This is a genomic window from Streptomyces sp. GLSS-08 (assembly GCF_056387915.1).
The window spans coordinates 220,313-237,556 of record NZ_JBWJAQ010000011.1 but is presented as its reverse complement, the minus strand read 5'-3'; the positions used below and the strand labels follow the sequence as shown (position 1 = coordinate 237,556).

Below are 17,244 nucleotides of genomic sequence, written 5' to 3'. Positions count from 1 at the left end.
GAGCGGGGATCTTGGATGCGTGACCGGGGACCACCTTCCGTTCCGGGGTCTTGCGGTACCCGAGCCGAATCCTTCTCACGCCCGGGCGATCCTGATGGCGTCAGGTCCTCCGTCCGTTCGCTGGATCCTGCATGTGCCAAAACCGGTACGACTACCAGGCAGTTCGTGTCTGCCGGGTCTTGCTCGACTGTGACTACGCAAGAAATCGTAACCAGGCAGCCGGGCAATGTCTACTCCCGCCACGGTAGATTTTGACGAGCCCGCGGCCCCGGTTTTGTGGTTCGTGCACGTTTTCCCCGGTCCAGGGTGGGGCGCGGCCGGGCCGCTGCATAGAATCCGCACTCATGTCGAACCCTGACGAACTCCTCATCGGCATCGCCGCCCTGGTGGAGGCCGAGAAAAGCACGCAGATGTCCCTGACCGTGGTCTCCGGCGGCGCTGTCATCACCGGCCGGCTGGCCCCCGAGGCCGTATGGCGACAGCGGGTGGCGGAGGTTCTGGTGGACTCGGACCAGCTGGGCCCGTTCGCCGCCATCTTCACGGGGGGCGAGGAGCAGAGCCCCTCCGGCCCCGGGGAGAAGCCCACCCATCTGCACTTCCACGTCGCCCGCATCCTGCAGGGCACCATGGGGATCCCCGAGACGGGGGGGATGTACCGCGTCGCGATCCAGGACGTCACCGCCTGGACGGTCGGCGACTTCAGCTACTCCGACCACTGAGCCGCCCGAGCACAGCGATGAGGGCCCCGCCGGCACGTGCCGGCGGGGCCCTCATCGCTGTGCTGTCCGGGTCACACGGCCGCGGGGGCACCCAGCAGTACCGACGCGTTCTCGAACGGGGAGAGGGCGCTCTCGGGCGCGGCCTCGGGCAGGTAGGGACGGCACGTGAAGCCGAGCTGGGTCATGGCGCGGGTGACCTCGGCGGCAGTGAAGTCGCGGCGGTCCTGCCGGGTGACGACCTGGCCCACCTGCTTGACGGGGTAGTGCCGGCGTCCGACGATCACGGACTCACCCGTGATCGGCTCGGGCTTGACGCCCTTCATCGACTCCAGCACGGAGGCCTTGGAGAGGTCGAACGGGAAACGGGCGATGATGCAGCGCATGAGGGCCTCACAGGGAGAGGGAGAAGGAGAACGGTCCGCCCGGGCGACGCCGGGCGGTCGGAGAGGCCGGGGTCGCTCCGCGGTCCCCGCGGTCTCCCTGGCATGCGGGGCCCGGGTGTCCCGGGCGGCTCGCGTGGTCTTCGCAGACGTCCCGCAGGCGGACCCGGTCCGTGTAACCGGGGCTCTCGCGGACGCTGGTGAGCTGGGCGCGGGTGACCCGGCCGGTGAGCTGGTCGTCCTCGTCGCAGATGAGCAGATGGCCGGTACGGGCACTCGCCATGACGGACAGGGCGACCTCGACGGTCATGTCGTCACGGACGTGCGGTGCGGACGCCTCCGAAGTGGCGGCCGTATGCCCGACGGCGCAATCCGTCGGTCGCGACTGTGTGTCAACCAGCGTCAAAGGTGTCTCCTGCGAAGAGGGGATGACGGACGACCGGCGCCCGCCGGCGGACGAACTCGTCCGCCGGCACACGAGGAAGCTCAGGCGGCCGCGTCGAAGGCGGCCGGCGGCCGCTGGGCCGACGACCGGCGCGGAGCCTGTCCGGCGCGCGTGCCCTGGATGCCGCGGCCGTCCTGGCCGGTACGGCTCCGGCGGCCACGCGGCGACGAGGACGTGCTGCGCCGGGAGCGCTCCGCGGGCGGGGCGGTGATGACGACGGGGATCCCGGACGGGGTCTGGGCACCGGTGATCCGGTTCAGCTCCTCCTCGCCGGACCGTACCTGCGCCGTGTGGGCGACGATGCCCGCGGCGGTCACGAGGCGGCTCATCTCGCGGCGCTGGTTGGGCGTCACCAGGGTGACCACGCTGCCGGACTCGCCGGCACGGGCGGTACGGCCGCCGCGGTGCAGGTAGTCCTTGGGGTCGCTCGGCGGGTCCACGTTCACCACGAGGTCGAGGTCGTCGACGTGGATGCCGCGTGCCGCGACGTTGGTGGCCACCAGCACCGTCACGTGCCCGGTCTTGAACTGGGCCAGGGTGCGGGTGCGCTGGGGCTGGGACTTGCCGCCGTGCAGGGCCGCGGCGCGGACGCCGTTCTCCAGCAGGTGCCCGGTCAGCCGGTCCACCGCGTGCTTGGTGTCCAGGAACATGATCACGCGGCCGTCGCGGGCCGCGATCTCGGTGGTCGTGCGCTGCTTGTCGGCACCCTGCACATGGAGGACGTAGTGCTCCATGGTGGTCACCGCGCCCGCCGACGGGTCGACGGAGTGGACCACCGGGTCGGACAGGTACTGGCGGACCAGCAGGTCGACGTTGCGGTCCAGGGTCGCCGAGAACAGCATCCGCTGCCCGTCGGGACGCACCTGGTCCAGGATGCCGGTGACCTGCGGCATGAAGCCCATGTCCGTCATCTGGTCGGCCTCGTCGAGGACGGTGACGGCGACCTGGTCCAGGCTGCAGTGGCCGCGGTCGACCATGTCCTTCAGGCGCCCGGGGGTGGCGACGACGATCTCCGCGCCGGAGCGCAGCGCGCCGGCCTGACGGCCGATCGACATGCCGCCGACGATCGTGGTCAGCCGCAGCCGCACGGAACGGGCGTACGGGGTGAGCGCGTCCGTCACCTGCTGGGCCAGCTCACGGGTGGGCACGAGGACCAGGGCCAGCGGCTGGCGGGGTTCGGCGCGCCGGCCGGCGGTGCGGGCCAGCATGGCGAGGCCGAAGGCGAGCGTCTTGCCGGAGCCGGTGCGGCCGCGGCCGAGCACGTCACGGCCGGCGAGGGAGTTCGGCAGGGTCGCCCCCTGGATGGGGAACGGGGTGGTCATGCCCTCTGCGGTCAGCGCGGCCAGCAGCGGCGCCGGCATGTCGAGGTCGGCGAACGCCTCGACGGCGGGAAGTGCGGGGGTGACGGTCACCGGCAGGGCGAACTCGCCCTGAGGGGCGGACCGGCGTCCGTAGCCGCCGGAACGGCTCGGGGCGCTCGAGCGGCTCGGGCCACCGGAGCGGCCGGAGGGGCTGGAGCCGCTGCGGCCGGCGTAGGCCGTACCGAAGCGCGCGCCGCCCCTGCTCGCGGCGGCGGCACCGGCGCGATTGCGGGCGGTGGTGGAGCGGGTGTTCGTACGAGTGCGGTTCAAGGGGACCTTCCATGACGCGGCACGCATCAAGGAATTCCCGGCCTGAAAAGCAGCACGGAGAATCGCAGGGACGCGCCCAGTGAAAAACGGAGGCGAATCCAGCCGCGGAGATGAACCCGGGGCCTGCGCCTTTTCGATAACAGTCCTCAAACCGTGTCGCGGAGAAGATTCCACGGCAGGGGGGAGGATTTCATGCACGGCCGCCGCGCTCCAGGAGCGAGCGGCAACGAGCCGGGGCCCGCACCCCAAGGTGCGGGCCCCAGCTGCGAAGTGAGCGTCGCGTCAGGCGAGAACGATGTTCTCGGCGGTCGGGCCCTTCTGGCCCTGCGCGATGTCGAAGTTCACCTTCTGGCCTTCCAGCAGCTCGCGGAAGCCCTGGGCGGCGATGTTCGAGTAGTGGGCGAAGACGTCAGCGCCGCCACCGTCCTGCTCGATGAAGCCGAAACCCTTTTCCGCGTTGAACCACTTCACGGTACCAGTAGCCATGTCAAATCTCCTTCGGGGCATTCTCGGAATTCGCACTGTGCGGACTCCGTGTTGTCGCGATGATTGGCCCCGTCCGGAAATGACCGGAAATACAAAAGCACTTCCCACCCGACGCGTTCGAGCCGTCGGGGGCGCTTGAATTTTTTGGGAATCACAACTTCAACTTTGACCGACAGTAGCACGTCCAGCCCCGGCATGCACGCTAAGTAATTCCCTTCCGCCGGGCGGACGTGAAATCCTCACGGCGTGTTACGGCCAATTCTTATATCGCCGGCACAGATATTGTCGGCGCGAAGAGGAGCCTTCGGGCCGAAGGCGCCGGTCACGGCTGCCGGACCGGGCGAACGCGCCCCGGCCCGGCCGCGGAGCGCCCGCCCGCGGGCGGTGACCGTCGCCCGGACCGCGCTCGCCCGACGGTGACCCGGCGAGTGGTGTGGCCGGTCGAGGTTCGTGAACGCGCCGATGGCTGCCCGGTTGCAGAGCCAATGCGCGCCCAGGGCCCCGTCCGAGTTCGCCGCGACCCTCGGTTCCTTCGAACGACGGGCTCAGGTTCAGACAGTCGGTGACACGCCGAGGGATATGGCCTCTGCGGACCCTGCCGAGTTCACCGGGCTGCTCTGGGTGAGGGTCTTTCCGAAGCACACCGACCAGGAGTTCGCCCCGACACCCGATGACGCGCACGTCCAACTGCCCAGGCCGGCGGAGGAGGTGCGCAGGTCCATGTGCGCTGCCGCACTGTAGAGGCTGGACCGGTCGTTGCGCACGATCACTGCCGCCTGCACGCCGCCTCCGCCTGACGACCTGATCGCACAGACCTGCGCGTGCACATCGTCGGCGACCTCCTTGGAGCCGGCGCAACGCCACGTGCTGGAGCTGGAGGTGATCGGATTGGTGTTGCCGTAAGCACGCCAGGTGCCGCCGTCCGCAGCCGCGGCGGGGCCGGCGGTTCCCAGACCCAGCCCGAGAACGGCGGTGACGGCGACTGTTGTTCCGGCGCCCATGCGTGCAACTCGCATGCTGGTCCCTCCCTCGCCACGACCCCCTTGGCCGCGGATGGGCAAAGATCATCACAGACGGTGGTCATGACAGGCAGGTCAAGTTCCGGCCAACGTGACGAGTTGCACCGACCCGCGTCCCGGGATGCTGTCCTGCTCCCCGTGCAACCGCTCCAGCGGGTTGGCGGACCGGATCACCGGTGCGCCGACGGGAAATCCGCGAGCGCGGTGTCGTCGCATGAAAAGGGCGGGGTCCGAAAACCCCGCCCGCACCTCACGAAGCTCCAGGTCAGGGCCACACCAAGCAGTACGGCTGATGCCCCGCCTCATGCAACCGGTGGCTGAAGTCCTGCCACTCGTGCAGCAGTTGGTAGACGTTGAACGCGTCGCGGGGGCCTCCGCGGTCCGGGACCGTCGACCAGATGAAGGCGGCCGCACCCACCGCTTCCTCGCCTATGCCGCGCAGCGGGTCGACGACCGTCATGGGGAGCTTGACGACGGCGTAGTCGGGGTGGAGGACGACGAGTTCCAGCGGAGGCACCTTGTGCAGGGGCACGCCCTCGATGCCGGTGAGGACCATCGCGGCCATCGTCTCCGGCTTGATCTTGGTGAACATGCCGTTCATCCCGAGCTCGTCCCCGCCGAGTTCCTCGGGGCGCATCGAGATCGGGACCCGCGCTGCCGTCGCGCCGTCGGGCGCGCCGAAGTATTTGTACGTCACCCCCACCCGGCCACCATTCCCGCTCCCTGCCCTGAGCCGGTCTGCTCCACGGTCCGTGTAGTCCATACCGTCCATACGGGCCGACTGCTCGATCCGCTCAGGCTCGCCCTGCGAACCCTGTGAACCCTGCGCCTGTGCCTGCCGTGACTCGGCGGCTTCCTCCGCCTCGCGCCGGTGCCTCCCCCGCCGGGCACGCCGAGGACCGAGGTCATCGGTCCCCTCGCCCAGTCCGCCACCGCGATGCATATCTCCACCCGACTGCTTTTCTAGGCCGCGCGACCCCCGCCGCGCAACCCGATCATCGTGTCAGTGACCTCCCCCACGGCCGCTCGGCGAAACGTGGGCTGAAACACCTGTCCGCAGGATCTTCGCGGCCTCTGACACCATGGCTTGTGTGACCTATCAGTACGAAGCCCCAGTTTCGCAGACTCTTTTCGACCGTGCGGCTGCCGTGACACCGGGCGGTGTGAACTCGCCCGTGCGCGCGTTCCGCGCCGTGGGCGGTACGCCCCGTTTCATGGTGTCCGGGAGCGGTCCCTATCTGACCGACGCCGACGGGAGGGAGTACGTCGACCTCGTTTGTTCCTGGGGGCCGATGATTCTCGGGCACGCCCGTCCCGAGGTGATCGCCGCGGTCCAGGAGGCCGTCTCGCGCGGCACCTCCTTCGGTACGCCGGGGGAGGGTGAGGTCGAGCTGGCCGAGGAGATCGTCGCGCGCGTCGAGCCGGTCGAGCAGGTGCGCCTCGTCTCCAGCGGGACCGAGGCGACGATGTCCGCCATCCGTCTGGCGCGCGGGTTCACCCGGCGCGCCAAGGTGATCAAGTTCGCCGGGTGCTACCACGGGCACGTCGACTCGCTGCTGGCCGCCGCGGGCAGCGGGCTGGCGACGTTCGCCCTCCCCGACACCCCGGGCGTCACCGGCGCGCAGGCCGGGGACACCATCGTCCTGCCGTACAACGACCTCGACGCCGTGCACGCCGCCTTCCGGGCGCACCCGGGTGAGATCGCCTGCGTCATCACGGAGGCCTCGCCCGGGAACATGGGCGTCGTGCCGCCGGGTCCCGGGTTCAACCAGGGGCTGAAGGACGCCTGCGCGCAGAACGGCGCGCTGTACATCTCCGACGAGGTCATGACGGGGTTCCGGACCAGCAGGGCCGGCTGGTACGGGGTGGACGGTGTCCGCCCCGACCTGATGACCTTCGGCAAGGTGATGGGCGGCGGGTTCCCGGCCGCCGCGTTCGGCGGGCGGGCGGACGTCATGGGCCACCTCGCTCCGGCGGGGCCGGTCTACCAGGCGGGCACGCTGTCGGGCAACCCGGTGGCGACCGCCGCCGGACTCGCGCAGCTGCGGCTGCTGGACGACGCCGCGTACGAGACGGTCGACGCGGTGTCCCTGCAGATCCGCACGCTGGTGACCGAGGCGCTCACCAAGGAGGGCGTGGCGCACCGGCTGCAGAACGCGTCCAGCATGTTCTCGGTCTTCTTCACCGGGCGGGAGGTGCGGAACTACGAGGACGCGAAGACGCAGGAGTCCTTCCGGTACACCGCCTTCTTCCACTCGTTGCTCGCGCAGGGCGTCTATCTGCCGCCTTCGTCGTTCGAGTCGTGGTTCGTGTCCACGGCGCACGACGAGCGGGCGGTTCAGCGGATCGCCGACGCCCTTCCGGCGGCGGCACGGGCAGCGGCGGAGGCCACGGCATGACCGGCACGGGAGCCGAGCGGAAGAACAGTGACCTCACCGTCGTGCATGTGATGCGGCACGGTGAGGTCGAGAACCCGGACGGGGTCCTGTACGGGCGGCTGGCCGGCTACCACCTGTCGGACCTCGGGCGGCGGATGGCCGACCGGGTCGCCGAGCACCTGTCCGCGCGGGACGTCACGCACGTCGTGGCCTCGCCGCTGGAGCGGGCGCAGGAGACCGCGACGCCCGTCGCCAAGGCGCACGGGCTGGACCTGGCGACCGACGGGCGGCTGATCGAGGCGGAGAACGTCTTCCAGGGCAAGACCTTCGGGGTCGGGGACGGTGCGCTGCGCCGGCCGGAGAACTGGAAGCACCTGGTCAACCCCTTCAAGCCGTCCTGGGGCGAGCCGTACCTGGAGCAGGTCGTGCGGATGATGGGGGCGCTGGACGCCGCCAAGGACGCGGCGCGCGGGCATGAAGCAGTGTGCGTGTCCCACCAGTTGCCGATCTGGATCCTGCGGTCCTTCGTGGAACGGCGGCGGCTGTGGCACGACCCGCGCAAGCGGCAGTGCACGCTGGCCTCGCTGACGACCTTCACCTACCGCGGCGACAGGATCGTCTCGGTGGGTTACAGCGAGCCCGCGCGGGATCTGGTGCCCGCTCATCTCCTCGCCGGGGCCAAGCCGGTGCAGGGGCAGGGCAAGGCTTTCGGGGCCTAGAAGGGGACGCCCGAGGGGCCTGGAGCCGTCCGGCCCGGCGGGGGCGTTGCGTACACACCGTCACAAAGCGTGCATCATCACACCATTCGAGGTGATGTTCGTAAAATAATATAAATATGTGCGTGTAGGGCGGAACCCCCGTCTTCGTCGCGCCCTCTCATGAGATGCCGGCTGAGAGCCGGCTGAGAGGGTGCGACGAAATGGGGACGATATGCGGGACGTCAGCCGACGCGGAATGATCGGAATGGGGGCGGGTGCCGCGGCCGCGCTGGGTCTTGGTGCCTGCGGTACCGCTCACGAAGAGGGCGGCAGCACCCCCGGCGGTTCCCACAGCGGGGATCCCGGTGCCCCCAAGATCCCCGCGCGCCCCCTGGGTGACGGGTCGACCGCCTTCACCGGCAAGCAGCCCAGGCAGCCCGGCCGGCCCGTGCCGCTGGAGCCCGGCGAGACGCCGCCGCAGTTCGTGATCTTCTCCTGGGACGGCGCCGGCGAGGTCGGGACCGGTCTCTTCGAGCGCTTCCTCGACCTCGCCGAGGCCCACCAGGCCCACATGACGTTCTTCCTGTCGGGGCTCTATCTGCTGCCCGAGTCGAAGAAGCGCCTCTACCTGCCTCCGAACAACGCGCCGGGCGCCTCCGACATCGGCTACCTGACCGACGAGCACATCAGGATGACGCTCAAGGGCGTCCGCCGCGCCTGGCTCGACGGCCACGAGATCGGCACGCACTTCAACGGCCACTTCTGCTCCGGCTACGGCACGGTCGCCAACTGGACCCCCAAGCAGTGGCGCAGCGAGATCCACCAGGCGAAGTCCTTCGTGAAGGAGTGGCGGACCAACACGGGCTGGACCGACCTGCCGTCACTGCCCTTCGACTACGACAAGGAGCTCGTCGGCGGCCGCACGCCCTGCCTGCTCGGCCAGAGCAACCTGCTGCCCACCGCCCGGGAGCTGGGCTGGCGCTACGACGCCTCCTCGCCCGGCGGCCGCCAGCGCTGGCCGCGCAAGACCCAGGGCGTGTGGGACCTGCCGCTGCAGGCGATCCCGTTCCCGGGGCACAGCTTCGAGGTGCTGTCGATGGACTACAACATGCTCGCCAACCAGTCGGTCAACTCGACGAAGGCGCCGTCGTACAACTATCCCGGCTGGCGCACCCAGTCCGCCGGGGCGTACATCGCGGGGTTCCAGCGCGCGTACGAGACGAACCGGGCTCCCCTCTTCATCGGCAACCACTTCGAGGAGTGGAACGGCGGCATCTACATGGACGCCGTCGAGAAGGCGTTCAAGCACATCGCGCGGGAGAAGGAGAAGGGCGGCGACGTGCGGCTCGTCTCCTTCCGGCAGTTCGTCGACTGGCTGGACGTGCAGCGGCCCGAGGTGCTGGCCGGCCTGCAGTCGCTGGACGTGGGACAGAAGCCGGCCGACGGCTGGAAGGGGCTCGTCGAAAGGGCCGGCAAGGGGTCCTCCGCGGGGGCCGGAAAGGCCGCCTGATATGCGGTTTTCCGCCCGCAAGGGGGGTGGGCAAGATCCCCGGAGCGGACATGCGAAACTTTTCACATGAGTGCCGCCTGCCGCGTCCGTCAGCGCTTCCCCCGCGCGAACCGCGCCCGTAGCCGAGCCGCCCTGCTCACCGCCGGGGCGGCGGTCGCGGCCCTCGTCCTGACCGCGTGCGGCTCCGGGGGCACGCACGGGGGCTCGGGCAACACCAACTTCGTGGCGGGGAAGAACGGCGTCGACACCGTGGCCAAGGGCGAGCGGGCCACCGTCCCCGACCTCTCCGGCAAGACCGTCGACGGCAAGCGGATCGACGTCGACGACTACCGGGGAAAGGTCGTCGTCCTGAACATCTGGGGCTCCTGGTGCGCACCCTGCCGCGCCGAGGCCGAGAACTTCGAGAAGGTCTACCAGGACACGAAGAGCCAGGGCGTGCAGTTCGTCGGCATCAACACCCGCGACCCCGGCACCGCCGCCGCCGAGGCGTTCGAGAAGGAACACGGGATCACGTACCCCAGCCTGTACGACCCGACGGGCAGGCTGATGCTCCGCTTCAAGAAGGGCACGCTGAACCCGCAGCTGATCCCGTCCACGCTCGTCGTCGACCGGGACGGAAAGGTCGCGGCCCGCACGCTCCAGGCACTCAGCGAGGACAGGCTGCGCAAGATGCTCGCCCCGGTCCTCGCGGAGAAGTGATCCGACGTGTCCCTCCTCGCCACCACTCTCGCCGAGGCCACCGGCCGCAACGAGACCGTCTACAGCGGCGCGCTGCTGGCCGCCCTGCCGATCGCCGTGCTCGGCGGCCTCGTCTCCTTCTTCTCGCCGTGCGTGCTGCCGCTGGTGCCCGGCTACCTGTCGTACGTCACCGGGGTCAGCGGCACTGACCTGGCGGAGGCCAGACGGGGACGGATGGCCGCGGGCGCGGGCCTGTTCGTCCTCGGCTTCACGGTGGTGTTCGTCTCCGGCGGCGCGCTCTTCGGGTTCTTCGGCTCCACCCTGTACGAGCACCAGGGCACGCTGTCCAAGGTGCTCGGCGTACTCATGGTCCTGATGGGCGTCTTCTTCCTGGGGCTGATGCCCTGGATGACCCAGCGCGAATTCCGCTTCCACCAGCGGCCGGTGGCCGGTCTGGTGGGCGCCCCGCTGCTCGGCGCGCTGTTCGGGATCGGCTGGACGCCCTGCATCGGTCCGACGCTCGCCGCGGTGCAGGCTCTGGCGATCAACCAGGCGAGCGCCGGCCGGGGCGCGATACTGACCGTGGCGTACTGCCTGGGTCTCGGTATCCCCTTCGTCCTCGCCGCGGTCGCCTTCCGCAAGGCGCTCGGTGCCTTCGGGTGGGTCAAGCGCCACTACGCGTGGGTGATGCGGATCGGCGGCGGCATGATGATCGTGACCGGGCTGCTCCTGCTGACCGGCGCGTGGGACAGCATCGTGCAGGAGATGCAGACCTGGTCCGACGGCTTCACGGTAGGGATCTGAGCCATGAGCACGACCGACACCGGCAGGGCCGCCGACGGCGGCGCGGACGCGGAGGGCGACCTCGGCGCGGCCGGGTCCCAGCTGTCCACCGCCCCCACGGAGACGGTGGTGCCCGGCTCCTTCGGCGGGACCCGGGCCCCCGGCGCCGCCGGATGGCTCGCCTGGACCGGCCGCGAGGTGGTCGGCTGGACCCGCTGGTTCTGGCGTCAGCTGACCTCGATGCGGGTCGCCCTGATCCTGCTCTTCCTGCTGTCGCTCGGGGCGATCCCCGGCTCGCTGATCCCGCAGTCCACGTCCGACGAGACGAAGGTCGCCGACTTCCGGCAGGCGCACGCCACGCTCGGACCCCTCTACGAGAAGCTCGGCCTCTTCAACGTCTACAGCTCGGTGTGGTTCTCGGCGATCTACATCCTGCTGTTCGTGTCGCTGATCGGCTGCATCGTGCCGCGCACCTGGCAGTTCGTGGGGCAGCTGCGCAGCCGCCCGCCGGGCGCGCCCAGGCGGCTGACCCGGCTGCCCGCCTACACCACCTGGCGCACCGAGGCAGGGCCCGAGCAGGTCCGCGAGGCCGCGCTCACGGTGCTGCGGCAGCGGCGCTTCCGGGCGCACGTCGCCGGGGACGCCGTCGCCGCCGAGAAGGGCTATCTGCGTGAGACCGGCAACCTGCTCTTCCACATCGCGCTGATCGTGATGCTGGTCGCCTTCGCCTGCGGCCAGCTCTTCAAGTCCGAGGGCAACAAGCTGGTCGTCGAGGGCGACGGCTTCGCCAACACGCTCCTGCAGTACGACGACTTCAAGTCCGGCAGCCTCTTCGACAACGACGACCTGACGCCGTTCAGCTTCGACCTGAAGAAGTTCACCGGCACGTACGAGCGGACCGGGCCCAACAAGGGCACTCCCCGCACCTACCAGGCGGACATCACCTACCGCGAGGGCGCCTACGGCAAGGAGAAGCGGACCACCGTCAAGGTCAACGAGCCGCTGGAGATCGGCGGCTCGAAGGTCTATCTGGTCAGCCACGGCTACGCGCCGGTGGTCACCGTCCGGGACGGCCGGGGCGAGGTCGTCTTCCACCAGGCCGTGCCGCTGCTGCCGCTCGACTCCAACGTGACCTCGCAGGGCGCGGTCAAGGTCATGGACGGCTACCGGAACGCGCGGGGCGTCAGCGAGCAGCTCGGCTTCTCCGCCTTCTTCGTCCCGACGTTCGCCGGTGCGGGCAAGGGCACGATGTTCTCCCAGTTCCCGGCGCTGGACTACCCGGTGCTCGCGCTGTCCGGCTACCACGGCAGTCTGGGCGTCGACTCGGGCGTCCCGCAGAACGTGTACCAGCTCGACACCTCGAAGCTGAAGCAGTTCAAGGACTCCGAGGGTCAGATCCTCAAGAAGCGGCTGCGGCCCGGCGAGACCATGAAGCTCCCGGACGGCGCCGGTTCCATCACCTTCGACAAGGAGATCAAGGAGTGGGCCGGCTTCCAGGTCACCCAGCAGCCCGGCAGTGACTGGGCGCTGGCCGGTGCCGTCACCGCGATCCTCGGCCTCGCCGGCTCCCTGTTCATCCAGCGCCGCCGCGTCTGGGTGCGCGCCACCACCGGGGCGGACGGGGTGACCGTCGTCGAGATGGCCGGCCTCGGCCGCAGCGAGTCCGCGAAGCTCCCCGAGGAACTCGGCGATCTGGCGGCGCTCGTGCACGACCGGGCGCCGAGCGCCCCCGGCCCCGCCACCCCCGGGCCCGATCCGGACACCTCCGAACCTCACGCCGTATCTGCCGCCGAAGGGGCTGAGAAGCAGTGACTCTCGCCGCCGCAACGAACGAGAACCTCGCCAGTGTCAGCAACACGCTGATCTACTCCGCGATGGCCGTCTACACCCTGGCCTTCTTCGCCCACATCGCCGAATGGCTCTTCGGCAGCCGCAGCAAGGTCGGCCGTACGGCCGCCGCGCTGACGCGGAAGAGCGGCGCGCAGGCGCCCGCGGTCACCGTGCAGTCGGCCGGCGGAACCGCCGTCCTGGACCGGCCCCGGGTCGTCGTCCGCTCGGCGGCCGGTGCCCGGGACGTCCCGGACGGCCCCGGCGCGCACGGCGGCGACGAGCAGGGCGACCTGTACGGCCGGATCGCCGTGTCCCTCACCGTGCTCGCCTTCGCCGTGGAGGCGGCGGGTGTGCTCGCCCGCGCGCTGTCCGTGGGGCGGGCGCCGTGGGGCAACATGTACGAGTTCAACATCACCTTCTCCACCGTCGCCGTCGGGGTGTACCTGGCGCTGCTGGCGCTGAAGAAGAACGTCCGCTGGCTGGGCCTCCCGCTGGTCACGACGGTCCTCCTCGACCTCGGGCTCGCCGTCACCGTCCTGTACACCGCTAGCGACCAGCTGGTCCCCGCGCTCCACTCGTACTGGCTGTACATCCACGTCTCCACCGCGATCTTCTGCGGCGCGGTCTTCTACGTGGGCGCGGTCGGCACCCTGCTGTACCTCTTCAAGGACTCGTACGAGAACAAGCTGGCGAACGGCGGGCAGCCCGGCCGGTTCGCGACCTCCGTGCTGGAGCGGCTGCCCGCGGCGGCCTCGCTCGACAAGTTCTCCTACCGGGTCAACGCCGCGGTGTTCCCGCTGTGGACGTTCACGATCATCGCGGGCGCGATCTGGGCGGGTGACGCGTGGGGCCGCTACTGGGGCTGGGACCCCAAGGAGACCTGGTCGTTCATCACCTGGGTCGCGTACGCCTCCTACCTGCACGCCCGGGCGACGGCCGGCTGGAAGGGCCGCAAGGCCGCGTACATCGCGCTGATCGCCTTCGCCTGCTGGCTGTTCAACTACTACGGGGTCAACATCTTCGTCACTGGCAAGCACTCCTACGCCGGGGTCTGATCCCCGGGCGTCCAGTCACCGGCGCCGTCCCCGTCGCCGGGTGACAGCGACGGCAGGGAGACGAGCAGGGCGCGCGAGGACGGGGACGTGTCCGGCGTCCAGCCGCTGTGCCGGGCGACCTCCGGGAGCGTCCGGCGGACGGCGCCTCGCAGCGCGGGGTGCGCGGAGCCGCGCAGGGCGGCGAAGAAGGCGGTGCGGTCGGCGATGCCGTCGGCGCGGTCGCGCAGCACCGCCTCCATGAGCCCGCGGCCCGGCGGCTCCTGCACGTTGTCGATCAGGACGAGGGGCCGACCGATCCGCCTCGTGCCCCGGAGCGGTCCGGCGTACGCGTCGTCCAGGTCGGCCAGCAGGGCCCGCACGAGGTGACGCTCGGCGTGGGTGCGGGAGTCGCCGCCCGCCCGGAAGCGGCCGGAGAGCAGGGTCAGCCCGAGCCTGGGGCTGCCGCCCGCGTCCGGATGGCCGCGGTACCAGGTCGCGCCCTTGCGCAGTCGCAGACGGGTGGGGGAGACCCCTTCCGAGAAGGCCTCCAGGGTCGCCTCGATGACCGGTTCCAGGACCGGGCCGGTGCCGGGCAGGGAGGCGGTCAGCCGGGCGACGACCCTGTCGACCCAGCTCCCGGCGAGCCGGGAGGCGGAGTCGTTCAGCAGCAGGATCCGCTCGGCCTCCCGCCGGACGCGCGTCACGTCGCGCTCGCTCCAGCCGCCCGCCGCGACGGCGAGGAGCCCGGTCGCCAGGCGCGGGAAGATGATCCGTCCCGCGCCCGTCACCGGCTCCGCGAGCTGCTCGGCGACGGTGGTGAGGGCGTCCGCGACCGGCGACCAGGACGCGGGCGGCCGCTGCGATGGCCGCCCGCCGGGCCGTCGTTCCGCGCCATCGATCAGCGCGACCGGCGTGTGGCCCCGGTAGCAGTCCCGCAGCTCGTCCAGGACCGCGCTCCTGCCGAGCCCCCGGCCGCCCGCCAGCACCACGAACGGGAGTTCGCGCGGGTGTTCCAGCGGTGACGAGCGGTGCTGGTGGGGCTGCAGTCCGACCAGGCGTGGAGCGAGCCCGGGCGGCTCCGTACCGAACAGCGCGGCCCCTCCGTGCAGCCCTGTGTGCACCGCGTCTCCCCCCGTCGCGGCACCAGCCCCACCGGTCGCCGCCGGTCCCGCCGCTGCCCCTGTCATGGCTGAGGTGAGGTGTATCAGCAGCGGGGCGCAAACGGGGGAGTTGCTTCGGAGTCGGGCGCGCGATGTCCGTCGGACGACGCAACGCTTTTGCCGGCCGGCCGGAAATGACCGGGTACGGCCGCTCCCGGGGGCGCGCGGGAAAGCCGGTCCGGCGCTCAGGCACCGATGTCCTCGTGCCACAGCGCCGGGTTGCTGCGGACGAAGCCGCGCATCAGGGCCACGCACTCGGGGTCGTCGAGGAGGACGATCCGCACGCCGTGCTCCGCGAGCCAGTCGTGGCCGCCGTGGAAGTTCTCCGCCTCTCCGACGACGACGCGGGAGATCCCGAACTGGCGCACCAGCCCGCTGCAGTACCAGCACGGCGACAGGGTCGTCACCATCGTCGTGCCGCGGTACGACCGCTGCCGCCCGGCGGCGCGGAAGGCCGCCGTCTCCGCGTGCAGCGACGGGTCGCCCTCCTGCACGCGCCGGTTGCGGCCGCGGCCGAGGAGGACGCCGTCCGCGCCGTACAGCGCCGCCCCGACGGGGATGCCGCCCTCGGCGAGCCCGGCGCGGGCCTCCGCGACCGCGGTGGCGAGCCACGCCCGGGCCTGTGCCTGATCGAAGCGCTCCATCCGCCCACTCTCCCCCGCGGGGAGAGAGGTGTCAGCGGTGCCGCGCCCTTGCGTACTGGCGGGCCAGGGCGTGGAAGGCCTCCTTCGGCTCCCAGTGCCAATCGGAGGCCGGGTCGCCGGGGCGGTCCTCGACCGTCTTCACGATGCTGTAGCTCGCCATGTCCAGGTCCAGGCGCGGTTCGCGCCGGTGCGGGGCGTCGGGGGTGACGAAGGTGTACGCGTGCGCCGCGTACAGGTTCATCGACTCGAACACCCGGAGCACGTCCGTCAGATACGCCGCCTGGGTGCGCTCGCTGCGCACCAGGCCGCCCTCGATCTCCGGGGGTTCCTTCGACCGGTCGACGACGTCCCAGCCCATGCCGCCCCGCTCCGGTGCGCCCTCGAAGGTGCAGCAGCCGAACTCCATGACGGCCAGCGGCTTGCCGAACCGGGTGTACCCGGCGAGCTCCCGTACGTGGTCGCGGCGGCGCCGGAAGAAGCTGTAGTAGTCGATGCCGACGATGTCGAAGAGGTCCCAGTCGACGTCCTCGTCCTGGGCGGCGGCGTAGGTCAGCCGCCCATGGAAGACGGACCGGCCGACGGCCGCGGCCCGCGCGGTGAAGCGGCGCAGCCGGCGTGCCGTACGCACGGGGTCGAAGTTGCCGCTGAGCAGGTTCTCGACGCGCTCCAGGACGGTCGCGCCGGGCACGATGCCGGGCACGAACAGGACGAACTCGCAGCCGACGCTCAGGTGCACGTCGGCACCCTGGCGCCGCAGTTGTTCGGCGAACCGGCCGGTCTCCGCCAGCCGGTCGAGGATCTCCCGCTGCGGCACGTCGGCCGTCGTGGGCTCCAGCCAGACGTGCAGCCCGCGTTCGGCCGCCTCGGCGGCGGTGGCGGTGAGCCGCTCGACGCCGTCCCCGGTGACCTTGACGGAATCGGCGTGCAGGTCGTGCCGGACGGCCCGGATGTCCCGGCGCATCCGCGCCGCGCTCCAGGCGGTGCCGGGCGTCTCGCCCTCCCCGACCTCGTACGCCACTCCCCGGTACCTCAGCCCCGGCGGCCCCCCGTCGGCCGCCGGCCGGGTGTCCGCCGCTCCGGCCGCCGAACCCGTGGGCAGTGCCAGCGCGGCGCAGGCCCCCGCCGCCATTCCCAGAAACCGTGCCCGACCGATGTCCCGCATCGCGCCTCCCCGTGTCGTCGTGGCCCCAGTCTGGGAAACGGCCCCCCTTCCGGGCGTCCGCCGATGGTCTACGGACCCCCGACGAAGGGCTGAACACGCAACTGCCTACGGCGCGGGGAGCACGGTCTCAGCCGCTCACCCGCAGCAGCAGCGCGCGGCGGGAGCGAGCGGCCGGGTCACCTCCCGCGGGGGCGTCACTCCCTGGCGTCCCCGTCCCGCTCGCGCCGCCGCAGCTCCTCCTCGCGGCGTCGCAGGTCGGCCTCCCAGTCCTTGAGGAGTGCCTCGTCCTGCTTCCCGCCGGCCTTCAGGGAGTCCAGGAACTCGGGGTCGTCGTCGGGCGCGAGCTGCCGGGTGCGGTGGTCGCGGTGCCACCGGGAGGGGGTGGAGCCGTTCGCGGGGGCGTGGCGCACCTTGCCGGCCACGAGCCAGGCGACCGGGCCGACCAGTACCTCGCCGAAGAGCAGGATGATGATGACCCAGACGACCTTCGGCAGCCCGCGGACCTCTTCCTCCGGCGTGTTAAGGCAGTCGACGAACGCGTAGATCCACAGCGCCAGAACCAACAGGAACGGCAGATACCTCAGCATGACCGGACGATCCCCCACTGAACGGCGGCGGGGCGACGCGGGGCCCCGGTGACGGCCACAGGGTAGCGGGTGCGTAGGCCCGCCCCGGCGCGCTGTCCCG

18 protein-coding genes are annotated in these 17,244 nt (G+C 71.0%); 8 read left to right on the top strand and 10 right to left on the bottom strand.

The window, feature by feature from the left end; translation table 11 throughout:
* The first annotated feature begins 344 nt into the window (after nt 1-344).
* The gene (locus AC0ZLC_RS21480) at nt 345-719 is read left to right on the top strand and encodes a hypothetical protein (protein WP_476753566.1); all 375 of its coding nucleotides are present in this window, start codon (nt 345-347) and stop codon (nt 717-719) included.
* Between the two features lie 71 nt (nt 720-790).
* Here the strand turns inward: AC0ZLC_RS21480 and AC0ZLC_RS21475 are convergent, their stop codons facing one another.
* The 6 genes from AC0ZLC_RS21475 to AC0ZLC_RS21450 all read right to left on the bottom strand — a co-directional run bounded on the left by AC0ZLC_RS21475 (nt 791) and on the right by AC0ZLC_RS21450 (nt 5,383).
* Nucleotides 791-1,102, bottom strand: coding sequence for an SCO5918 family protein (locus tag AC0ZLC_RS21475; RefSeq protein ID WP_358851014.1), 312 nt, complete (start codon nt 1,100-1,102; stop codon nt 791-793).
* Nucleotides 1,103-1,109: 7 nt separating this feature from the next.
* On the bottom strand, nt 1,110-1,409 hold the full coding sequence (locus AC0ZLC_RS21470; protein ID WP_476753565.1) for a CBS domain-containing protein: 300 nt from the start codon (nt 1,407-1,409) through the stop codon (nt 1,110-1,112).
* A 176-nt stretch (nt 1,410-1,585) separates the two neighbouring features.
* Nucleotides 1,586-3,175 carry a DEAD/DEAH box helicase gene (locus tag AC0ZLC_RS21465; protein ID WP_476753564.1) on the bottom strand — a complete coding sequence of 530 codons (1,590 nt, stop codon included), beginning with the start codon at nt 3,173-3,175 and terminating at the stop codon, nt 1,586-1,588.
* 282 nt (nt 3,176-3,457) lie between these two features.
* The gene (locus AC0ZLC_RS21460; protein ID WP_003974279.1) at nt 3,458-3,661 is read right to left on the bottom strand and encodes a cold-shock protein; all 204 of its coding nucleotides are present in this window, start codon (nt 3,659-3,661) and stop codon (nt 3,458-3,460) included.
* Between the two features lie 551 nt (nt 3,662-4,212).
* A complete protein-coding gene (locus AC0ZLC_RS21455; protein ID WP_476753563.1) occupies nt 4,213-4,677 on the bottom strand; it encodes a hypothetical protein in 465 nt (154 codons plus the stop codon).
* Between the two features lie 268 nt (nt 4,678-4,945).
* Entirely contained in the window at nt 4,946-5,383 is a 438-nt protein-coding gene (locus AC0ZLC_RS21450) for a hypothetical protein (RefSeq protein WP_003974483.1), read from the bottom strand.
* Between the two features lie 379 nt (nt 5,384-5,762).
* Here AC0ZLC_RS21450 and hemL point away from each other — a divergent pair, with 379 nt between their 5' ends.
* The 7 genes from hemL to ccsB all read left to right on the top strand — a co-directional run bounded on the left by hemL (nt 5,763) and on the right by ccsB (nt 13,612).
* On the top strand, nt 5,763-7,079 hold the full coding sequence (hemL, locus tag AC0ZLC_RS21445; RefSeq protein ID WP_476753562.1) for a glutamate-1-semialdehyde 2,1-aminomutase: 1,317 nt from the start codon (nt 5,763-5,765) through the stop codon (nt 7,077-7,079).
* Complete coding sequence (locus tag AC0ZLC_RS21440) at nt 7,076-7,777, top strand: histidine phosphatase family protein (RefSeq protein ID WP_476753561.1); 702 nt, start codon at nt 7,076-7,078, stop codon at nt 7,775-7,777. Before hemL ends, AC0ZLC_RS21440 begins: the two co-directional genes overlap by 4 nt.
* Before the next feature lie 211 nt (nt 7,778-7,988).
* Nucleotides 7,989-9,266, top strand: coding sequence for a polysaccharide deacetylase family protein (locus AC0ZLC_RS21435; RefSeq protein WP_476753560.1), 1,278 nt, complete (start codon nt 7,989-7,991; stop codon nt 9,264-9,266).
* Nucleotides 9,267-9,332: 66 nt separating this feature from the next.
* A complete protein-coding gene (locus AC0ZLC_RS21430; RefSeq protein WP_476753559.1) occupies nt 9,333-9,965 on the top strand; it encodes a TlpA family protein disulfide reductase in 633 nt (210 codons plus the stop codon).
* Between the two features lie 6 nt (nt 9,966-9,971).
* Entirely contained in the window at nt 9,972-10,748 is a 777-nt protein-coding gene (locus tag AC0ZLC_RS21425) for a cytochrome c biogenesis CcdA family protein (RefSeq protein WP_476753558.1), read from the top strand.
* A gap of 3 nt (nt 10,749-10,751) precedes the next feature.
* Nucleotides 10,752-12,539: a cytochrome c biogenesis protein ResB gene (resB, locus tag AC0ZLC_RS21420; protein WP_476753557.1), complete on the top strand. Its 1,788-nt coding sequence runs from the start codon at nt 10,752-10,754 to the stop codon at nt 12,537-12,539.
* Nucleotides 12,536-13,612, top strand: a complete 1,077-nt coding sequence (ccsB, locus tag AC0ZLC_RS21415; protein WP_476753556.1) for a c-type cytochrome biogenesis protein CcsB — start codon at nt 12,536-12,538, stop codon at nt 13,610-13,612. Before resB ends, ccsB begins: the two co-directional genes overlap by 4 nt.
* On the opposite strand, the gene AC0ZLC_RS21410 is transcribed toward ccsB, so the two are convergent.
* The 4 genes from AC0ZLC_RS21410 to AC0ZLC_RS21395 all read right to left on the bottom strand — a co-directional run bounded on the left by AC0ZLC_RS21410 (nt 13,597) and on the right by AC0ZLC_RS21395 (nt 17,144).
* Nucleotides 13,597-14,712, bottom strand: a complete 1,116-nt coding sequence (locus AC0ZLC_RS21410; protein ID WP_476753555.1) for a hypothetical protein — start codon at nt 14,710-14,712, stop codon at nt 13,597-13,599. The genes ccsB and AC0ZLC_RS21410 overlap by 16 nt on opposite strands.
* Nucleotides 14,713-14,936: 224 nt before the next feature.
* Nucleotides 14,937-15,395 (bottom strand): nucleoside deaminase, encoded by a 459-nt coding sequence (locus AC0ZLC_RS21405; RefSeq protein WP_476753554.1) that lies wholly within the window; start codon nt 15,393-15,395, stop codon nt 14,937-14,939.
* Between the two features lie 31 nt (nt 15,396-15,426).
* Nucleotides 15,427-16,557, bottom strand: coding sequence for an abortive phage infection protein (locus AC0ZLC_RS21400; RefSeq protein ID WP_476753553.1), 1,131 nt, complete (start codon nt 16,555-16,557; stop codon nt 15,427-15,429).
* Nucleotides 16,558-16,751: 194 nt separating this feature from the next.
* Nucleotides 16,752-17,144 (bottom strand): PLD nuclease N-terminal domain-containing protein, encoded by a 393-nt coding sequence (locus AC0ZLC_RS21395; protein ID WP_476753552.1) that lies wholly within the window; start codon nt 17,142-17,144, stop codon nt 16,752-16,754.
* Nucleotides 17,145-17,244: the final 100 nt, after the last annotated feature.

Bases quoted from the DNA above. Each gene is read 5' to 3' on its own strand.
- AC0ZLC_RS21470 (WP_476753565.1), bottom strand. From the start codon at position 1,409: ATGACCGTCGAGGTCGCCCTGTCCGTCATGGCGAGTGCCCGTACCGGC.
- AC0ZLC_RS21440 (WP_476753561.1), top strand. From the start codon at position 7,076: ATGACCGGCACGGGAGCCGAGCGGAAGAACAGTGACCTCACCGTCGTG.
- AC0ZLC_RS21395 (WP_476753552.1), bottom strand. From the start codon at position 17,144: ATGCTGAGGTATCTGCCGTTCCTGTTGGTTCTGGCGCTGTGGATCTAC.
- AC0ZLC_RS21480 (WP_476753566.1), top strand. From the start codon at position 345: ATGTCGAACCCTGACGAACTCCTCATCGGCATCGCCGCCCTGGTGGAG.
- AC0ZLC_RS21460 (WP_003974279.1), bottom strand. From the start codon at position 3,661: ATGGCTACTGGTACCGTGAAGTGGTTCAACGCGGAAAAGGGTTTCGGC.
- AC0ZLC_RS21475 (WP_358851014.1), bottom strand. From the start codon at position 1,102: ATGCGCTGCATCATCGCCCGTTTCCCGTTCGACCTCTCCAAGGCCTCC.
- AC0ZLC_RS21455 (WP_476753563.1), bottom strand. From the start codon at position 4,677: ATGCGAGTTGCACGCATGGGCGCCGGAACAACAGTCGCCGTCACCGCC.
- AC0ZLC_RS21405 (WP_476753554.1), bottom strand. From the start codon at position 15,395: ATGGAGCGCTTCGATCAGGCACAGGCCCGGGCGTGGCTCGCCACCGCG.
- AC0ZLC_RS21430 (WP_476753559.1), top strand. From the start codon at position 9,333: ATGAGTGCCGCCTGCCGCGTCCGTCAGCGCTTCCCCCGCGCGAACCGC.
- AC0ZLC_RS21435 (WP_476753560.1), top strand. From the start codon at position 7,989: ATGCGGGACGTCAGCCGACGCGGAATGATCGGAATGGGGGCGGGTGCC.
- resB (WP_476753557.1), top strand. From the start codon at position 10,752: ATGAGCACGACCGACACCGGCAGGGCCGCCGACGGCGGCGCGGACGCG.
- hemL (WP_476753562.1), top strand. From the start codon at position 5,763: ATGGCTTGTGTGACCTATCAGTACGAAGCCCCAGTTTCGCAGACTCTT.
- AC0ZLC_RS21400 (WP_476753553.1), bottom strand. From the start codon at position 16,557: ATGCGGGACATCGGTCGGGCACGGTTTCTGGGAATGGCGGCGGGGGCC.